Annotated in this window: 6 protein-coding genes; 4 read left to right on the top strand and 2 right to left on the bottom strand. The window is 42.3% G+C overall.

Annotated elements, in window-relative coordinates; genetic code table 11:
• Nucleotides 1-227: 227 nt before the first annotated feature.
• Both A8708_RS14540 and A8708_RS14535 read right to left on the bottom strand, forming a co-directional pair.
• Complete coding sequence (locus A8708_RS14540; RefSeq protein ID WP_068664564.1) at nucleotides 228-506, bottom strand: hypothetical protein; 279 nt, start codon at nucleotides 504-506, stop codon at nucleotides 228-230.
• A 169-nt stretch (nucleotides 507-675) separates the two neighbouring features.
• Nucleotides 676-1,902, bottom strand: a complete 1,227-nt coding sequence (locus A8708_RS14535) for an S-layer homology domain-containing protein (protein WP_068664562.1) — start codon at nucleotides 1,900-1,902, stop codon at nucleotides 676-678.
• 218 nt (nucleotides 1,903-2,120) lie between these two features.
• On the opposite strand from A8708_RS14535, the gene A8708_RS14530 reads away from it, so the two are divergent.
• The 4 genes from A8708_RS14530 (at nucleotide 2,121) to A8708_RS14515 (ending at nucleotide 6,700) form a co-directional block, all read left to right on the top strand.
• Nucleotides 2,121-3,776, top strand: a complete 1,656-nt coding sequence (locus A8708_RS14530; protein WP_068664561.1) for an FAD-dependent oxidoreductase — start codon at nucleotides 2,121-2,123, stop codon at nucleotides 3,774-3,776.
• Between the two features lie 149 nt (nucleotides 3,777-3,925).
• Nucleotides 3,926-4,702: a DeoR/GlpR family DNA-binding transcription regulator gene (locus A8708_RS14525; protein WP_068664559.1), complete on the top strand. Its 777-nt coding sequence runs from the start codon at nucleotides 3,926-3,928 to the stop codon at nucleotides 4,700-4,702.
• Complete coding sequence (locus A8708_RS14520; RefSeq protein WP_068664557.1) at nucleotides 4,695-5,516, top strand: Cof-type HAD-IIB family hydrolase; 822 nt, start codon at nucleotides 4,695-4,697, stop codon at nucleotides 5,514-5,516. Before A8708_RS14525 ends, A8708_RS14520 begins: the two co-directional genes overlap by 8 nt.
• Nucleotides 5,516-6,700, top strand: coding sequence for an MFS transporter (locus tag A8708_RS14515; protein WP_082927507.1), 1,185 nt, complete (start codon nucleotides 5,516-5,518; stop codon nucleotides 6,698-6,700). Before A8708_RS14520 ends, A8708_RS14515 begins: the two co-directional genes overlap by 1 nt.
• Nucleotides 6,701-6,757 lie beyond the last annotated feature (57 nt).

The following is a 6,757-nucleotide window of genomic DNA, read 5'->3' as shown; positions in this document are numbered from 1 at the left end:
CAATCTCTTTTATAGTCGATTACTCGACTGTGCTTACTCACTCGTTGTTCAGTTTTCAAAGATCAATTTCTTTCGTTTTCCAATCCGCTCTCACGAACAGGAATTACAATATAGCATATCGACCTAACCAAATGCAAGCTTAATTTCTACATTTTTCGATAAAATTCGCTGCCCGTTTTGGCCGGATCAGTAATATACCACGGGCATTGAGATTATGCAACACCTTTTCAAAAAGAATATCGATTCAATTCTTGCACGACAAGCTCCTGCTCAAATTGTTCCTTTAATGAATCATTACTCGGAGAAGTAGAACGTCCAATTTCTTTGAACTCACGAATAAGATTCTGGATTTCATGAAGGTTCCCTTGTTGCACGTAATGCTCTGTCTGATTAATTACATGGAACGCTATGGCTTGATAAGCATCTGTAAAACTTTGATCAACACCCTCTGCACCTCGATAATCCGCATAATACCTTTTGAACGTATCCATCAAACTTTCTTCCATCCTAACCATCTCCTCTCTTGATATAGCATAGTTTTCCATTAACTTTACCAATTTATACAATTAAAAACGAGCAACAAGCCCCATGCGAATTATGCAAGGAGCTTGTTGTGTCAATCTAACCTTTTTTTATCTCTTTATATATCTATAGTGGGAATGCAACTTATTAACTTTATTTAACGTCAATTGTAGTAACGGATTGATTTTGGCCTTTAAGCTGAATCACATGTCCTACAGAGAAGTTAGCTAGGTTGCCTGTCAAAGCGAAATTGGAAGATACATTATATGTAGTCGATTGATTAACACCATTGATATTTTGCGTGATTGTGATGGTTGCGATTTTACCTTGAGCATTGATTGTTGTTGCAGACAATGTACCCAAGATGTCGAAGGAAGTGTTAACAGGCGCATTACCTGTGACTTCAACAAAGACAACCGTATTGTTGAATGTACGTACTTTTACTGTATCACCAACAGCAATTTCAGTAGGAGCGACCTTGACACCGTTACGCAGAACGAAAACATCGGGGTGCAAGTTATACACAGTTGTTGTACCATTTTTAGTTAAGGAAAGAACATTATTGTACACAACAGAGTTTACAGTTCCAGAATTCGAGTTTTGATCTTGGCCAGGTAATTGCTCGTTGGTACGATCGAGAAGAGCCGCCAATTGCGCACGTGTTACGCTTTGATTCGGTTTAAAAGTATTATCTTCAAAACCGTCGATTAAGCCTTTATCAACCGCGACTTTCACATAACCAACGGATCCAGCTGGAATTTGCTTAGCATCCTTAAATTGAAGTGTGCTCGTCATGTTAGCTTTTGCTTCCGCTTCTAATTTAAGTGCTTTCACGAGAAGCGTAGTCGCCCATAGACGGTTTGCATCTTCATTAGGCTTAACACTGTCGTCACTCTCTGTGAACAGGTCGTTCTCAAGTGCTACAGCAACATAACCTACTGCCCATGCAGGGACTTTGTCGGCGTCTTTAAAATTCAATTTCGTTTGTTTCTCAGCATCGGACTCCGCTTGTTCACGCAAGCCCATCAAACGAACTGCGGCTGTAATCGCTTCAATACGCGTTACTGTTTTCTCTGGTTTGAAGCTTCCATCTTCATAGCCTTCAAAAACACGCTTAGACGCTAGACTTGCAATGTAACGCATAGCCCACTGAGCATTTTTCATATCGTTGAAATTAATATTTATAGTAATGTTTGTATTACCTTTGGAATCAAATTTATTGCCATCATATTTTTGCGTGTAACTATTATTCTTGTTGTCATTTCCTTTACCACGATCGTCGTTTTTATTTCCATTTGCAAATGCGGCAGTACCGCCGCCTGCTACCATTGTTAGAACAAGACCAGTTGCTACGAATTTTTTCATTAGGTTTTTTTTCATTTTAAAATCTCTCCCTTAACTCTATTTTATGTGTTTTTAAACATAAGATGGAGCCTTCGCGAAGGGTTCCTGGTTATGCTACAAGGATTCGCCATGGCTTATCGTTTTTTGGGGGTGGAGCTTGTAAATCTTTTAAAATCAATTCTCAAAGTCTATTAAATCCATCCTTAAACTGCTAAAATGAAGACCATATAGTTTAACGCTAAAGGAGCTTATGTATGCGCTTACGAAATCCACGAGTCTTGCTCGCTATCGCTCTGGCTGTACTCCTAATTCTTGTAGCAGCCTTCTCACTCGGCAAGATTTGGTTCAATCAAGGAAGCATGAATATGAATGCCATAGCTCCAATTGTTACACATCCTGCTCCTCCACAAGTGAGCGAAGTGCCAGCATCCACACCGAACCAAGATACGAAACAAGAGAGCGCCTCCACATATCCAACTGAAAACGTCGATGTAGTTGTCATTGGAAGTGAGCTTGAAGGCCTTTATTTAGCCCGAGCTGCTGTGGATGAAGGCCTCAAAGTGAAAATATTAGATCCCCATCAAGCTTTCGGTGGTCAAATCCTCCAAAGTCAGATGCTTTTTCTAGATGAGACACGAGATGAACAAGGACATCTACTCGTACAGGGCCGCGCTAAGGAATTATTCGATGGCTTTCGCAACGCGAAGATTCGCAAACTTTCCGAATTCACAACTTATATGGACAAGTTGAGTAAAGATATTCCCATAGAGTCAGGGATCACGATTGAAGAGGTTGAACAAATTCAAACTCCTGACCATATGCACAAAATTCCATCCATCCTATATAAAACGAATAAGAATGAAGTTAAGAAAATCACAGCTTCCTATTGGGTCGACAACAGTGATTTTGCCGCATTGATGAGCCGCTTGGAAACCAAACGTCTGCCAGGTCTTGAGAAATTCTATGGCCAAAAAGATATTGAGTACATGAGCGCAGGCATGATGATGAAGTTCAAAAATGTGGATTGGAAGAAGTTCAATACGACCTTCAATGCATTAAAACCTGAGGATAGATCGAAACAATTCGGCGGTGGCAATGTCAGTGATAGTTTCGCAATTGGATTAAGCGGTATGACCAAAGCGTATCACCCTTCTAATGATCGTGTTTTCCTAAGAGGATTGAATGCCGTGAATCAAAGGGATGGCGAAGTCCTCATTAATGCGTTGCTCGTCTATACTGTGGATCCTGCCAAGCTGGCGTCTGTGCAAGAGGCGGTCTATTTAGGAAATAAGGAAACAGCCCTGATCTTGCAGCATTTCCGTAAAACATTACCAGGCTGGGAGAAAGCTGAACTAGGTGAACAGCCAACTTACCCTTATATTAGAGAGTATAATCACTACGAAATGGACTACACTCTCAAACCATCTGATCTCCTCGGGGGTACGATGTTCTGGGACAACGTCAGTATTGGCGGTTATCCACTTGATCTCCAAGGTACGAGTGCCAACAAATGGGGAATTGAGATGGGACGCCCTGATAAATACGGCATGCCGCTTCGTAGCTTTTTACTTAAGAATTATGAAAATGTCATCGCAGCAGGAAAGAATGTGGGTTCCTCTGCAATCGCATATGGAAGTACACGAATTCAGCCAAATACGAGTTTGGCCGCAGAATCCATCGGTGTTATCTTAGGCCAGCTTCATGGCAAGCAGAAACTTCGTGAAATTAAACCTGAAGACATGCTGAAGCTCCAAACCTACTTGGCTACTCGTTATCAAATCAAGTTGACAGGCGTAACTGGAACTAACAAAATTACGGGTTGGAACGTAGAAGAAATTCGCAAACTGGATACTGGCGAAATCACGTATCCCAGCTATGTGCAAACACGTAAAAAACCAGCCGTTAAATGAGAAATTCTATAACCGTGTCCTCGTTCAAGTAACGAGTGAGCACGGTTTTTTCTTTTCAAAAAGGGATTGAAAGCAATTCAACTTGCGTATACAATAAGTAATATACTTACAATCACTTATAAACACTTAAGTAAAGGAGGTGAATAATCTTGTTTCAAGAAGAACGGCTTCTTTCCATCCTCGAATACTTAAAATCAAATAAGCGAATCTCTGTAGATCTCATCTGTGAGCTCTATGAAGTTTCGCGCGATACGGCTAGGCGAGATATGGTCAAATTAGAGGAGCAAGGCTCCATTGTTCGTACGAGAGGCGGAGCTATTCTCCCTACGCTTTCTAAAGACGTCGGCAATTATGATCAACGTCTTCAAGAGGAATCCTCATCTAAACTAACGATAGGTAAGCGAGCAGCTACACTCGTTCAAGATGGTGATTATCTGATGATGGATGCTTCAACTACTGTTTTGCATGCAGCTACTGCTCTTACGTCGAAAAACAACATTGTCATCACAAGTTCAATTGAAACTGCCGCAATTCTCACCCGCAAAGATGGCATTACGATTCATATGCTTGGCGGTGTGCTAGATAATAAGCATCATAGTGTCTATGGGGCTAAGGCGATTGAAATGTTAAACGAGTATCATGTCGATAAACTTTTCATAGGCACGTGTGGTATCTCCGAGAATGGGCTGTCTGCTCCCAATGAAGAAGATTGTTATTTGGTAAGAGCGATGATGGAGCATGCTGATCAAGTGATCGTTCTCGCAGATCATTCAAAGTTCGGCAAGCGTCTATTCCATCATGTCGTGGGATTTGAAAATATTGATATCCTGGTAACAGATCAAGCATTGAGCGAGGAAATGAAAGAGCGCTTATTGACCAATGAGGTTGAAATTGTACTAGCAGGAGGAGAAGAACAACATGATTAAACTAATCGTTAGCGATCTGGACGGCACGCTGCTTGACCATCATAAGAAAGTCTCCGAGCGGGAACTCCAAGCTCTACAACTAGTGAAGGATAAGGGAATCATACTTTGTCTAGCCTCTGGCAGGATGAATTTGGAGATGCAGAAAGTGCTACAAGAGATTCAACATCAAGCCTATTCCGTTTCCCAAAATGGCGCCTTCATCCATTTATTGGACGGTACGCTTCTACAAGCGAAGCTATTTGAGGCTTCCATCGCGCATCAGGTTTATCAACTTATCGAAGCTTTCGATGTCGTGAAACTGATTTGCTCCGGGAATGCCAATTATATTGAGAAGTTGAGCCCTGCCTCTGATGCGATTCAAGCTAGAATGTTCGAACCTTTCTTAGTCCAAAGCGAAATCGAGCAATCCCTAAAGGAAGCATTTCCAATATGTAAATATTCACTGTTCGGGCATGTAGACCATTTACTGGAGATTAAAACACTGCTTGAAAGAGAACTCCCTGATCTCTTGGATATTTATTTGGCTGATACCGATTGCCTTGATATCATGCCTCACCAAGTGTCGAAAGGCAGCTCCCTGCTAATCCTTGCTGCACATTTGGGATTAAAGCCCGAGGAGATCGCTTGTTTCGGAGATTCATTTAATGATGTATCAATGTTCGGGATTACTCCGCATAGTTTTGCTATGCACACTGCGCATTCGGATGTGCGGAAGCACGCAGCGAAAACGGTTAATTCTGTTTCTGAAGCCATTACACATGTATTGGCATATAATGACGAGTTGATGACTGAACGTAAAGGAAGCACTGCATAATGAAAAGATTATTAATTATGGGCTGTCTCTCCTACTTATTAACAGGCTGTACGCATGTTATATTTGGTGCAGTGTTGCCTGAACTACTAGCCCATTATGGTCGAAGCTACAGCGGCGGTGGATTGCTGGTCTTCTTGCAGTTCGGAGGATTCATGCTAGGTGTGCTTGCGATGCCTACACTCATTCGCCGCATCTCTCGTCGAAGTACGATTACCATGGCTTTTTGCTTCTTGTTTGTGGCCATGCTTGCCATAGGGTTATTGCCACCTTGGCCGATGGTTATCGGTTTGACTTTCCTTGCTGGTATCTCCTTTGGACTTGTGGAGTCCAGTATCAGCACCTTCGTCCTCATGGCTGCCAAAGATCAACAAGCAGTTGCCTTCAGCAAGCTTGAAGTTTTCTTTGGACTTGGTGCACTATTCATGCCCCTTGTCTCCAGTCTACTCATTGCCAATGGGCTATGGAAACTTGCCTTTATGCTGCTCGGACTAAGTGCTCTTGCAACGGGTATCATATGGTCGAAGCTTTCATTAGGTGAACATGATGAACTACTCGCACATAAAGCGGATCGTTCGCAGAAAGTCGATCAAGTTCCTGTGCTTTCTAAAAAATCGTTCATTTTTCTATGCTTACTCATGACCGTCTTCTTCTTATATTGTGGAATGGAAAATACAATCGTTAATTTCTTACCGTCGATCTTTAAAGACCAGTTGCAGGCTTCAAGCTCCGTCTCTACACTTGGTGTGACCGCCTATTGGTTAACCATGGTTGTTGGCCGGTTATTCGCAGGTGCATTGGCTGAGAAGATCACTTATTTCAAATATTTAGCACTCTCTTTCGCTTTGAGCTTGATCACAGTAATCGCATGGGTTTTTAGTACGAACCTCTGGAGTAGTTTTGCTGTGATTCTTTTGCTTGGTCTATTCATGTCAGGTATGTTCGCGGTGGCGCTTATTTATGCAAACCAACTATTGCCTGGACGAACAGAACAAACGACGAGCGCCCTCATTGCCTCTGGCGGACTAGGCGGAGCTATTTTGCCGCTTGGCGTAGGTTGGGGCATGGATCACATCCATATAGGTGTCTCGATTTGGTTTGTGTTGATAAGTATGTGTGTTGTGTTTGGCATCATTCTGTATACACGCAGATGGCAGGCTCCTGTGTTGGGAGCAAAAGTTGGATAGTGTGTAGTGGCAAGCTGTGGTGTGAGAAGAGATGGATAGTGTGCAGTGCTGGCTTGA

Source organism: Paenibacillus oryzisoli (assembly GCF_001653565.1).
GTDB lineage: Bacteria > Bacillota > Bacilli > Paenibacillales > NBRC-103111 > Paenibacillus_E > Paenibacillus_E oryzisoli.
This window is presented reverse-complemented; position numbering and strand designations above follow the sequence as displayed.

Excerpts from the sequence above, each read along its gene's own strand:
- A8708_RS14540 (WP_068664564.1), bottom strand. The coding sequence starts at position 506 with ATGGAAGAAAGTTTGATGGATACGTTCAAAAGGTATTATGCGGATTAT.
- A8708_RS14535 (WP_068664562.1), bottom strand. The coding sequence starts at position 1,902 with ATGAAAAAAAACCTAATGAAAAAATTCGTAGCAACTGGTCTTGTTCTA.
- A8708_RS14530 (WP_068664561.1), top strand. The coding sequence starts at position 2,121 with ATGCGCTTACGAAATCCACGAGTCTTGCTCGCTATCGCTCTGGCTGTA.
- A8708_RS14520 (WP_068664557.1), top strand. The coding sequence starts at position 4,695 with ATGATTAAACTAATCGTTAGCGATCTGGACGGCACGCTGCTTGACCAT.
- A8708_RS14515 (WP_082927507.1), top strand. The coding sequence starts at position 5,516 with ATGAAAAGATTATTAATTATGGGCTGTCTCTCCTACTTATTAACAGGC.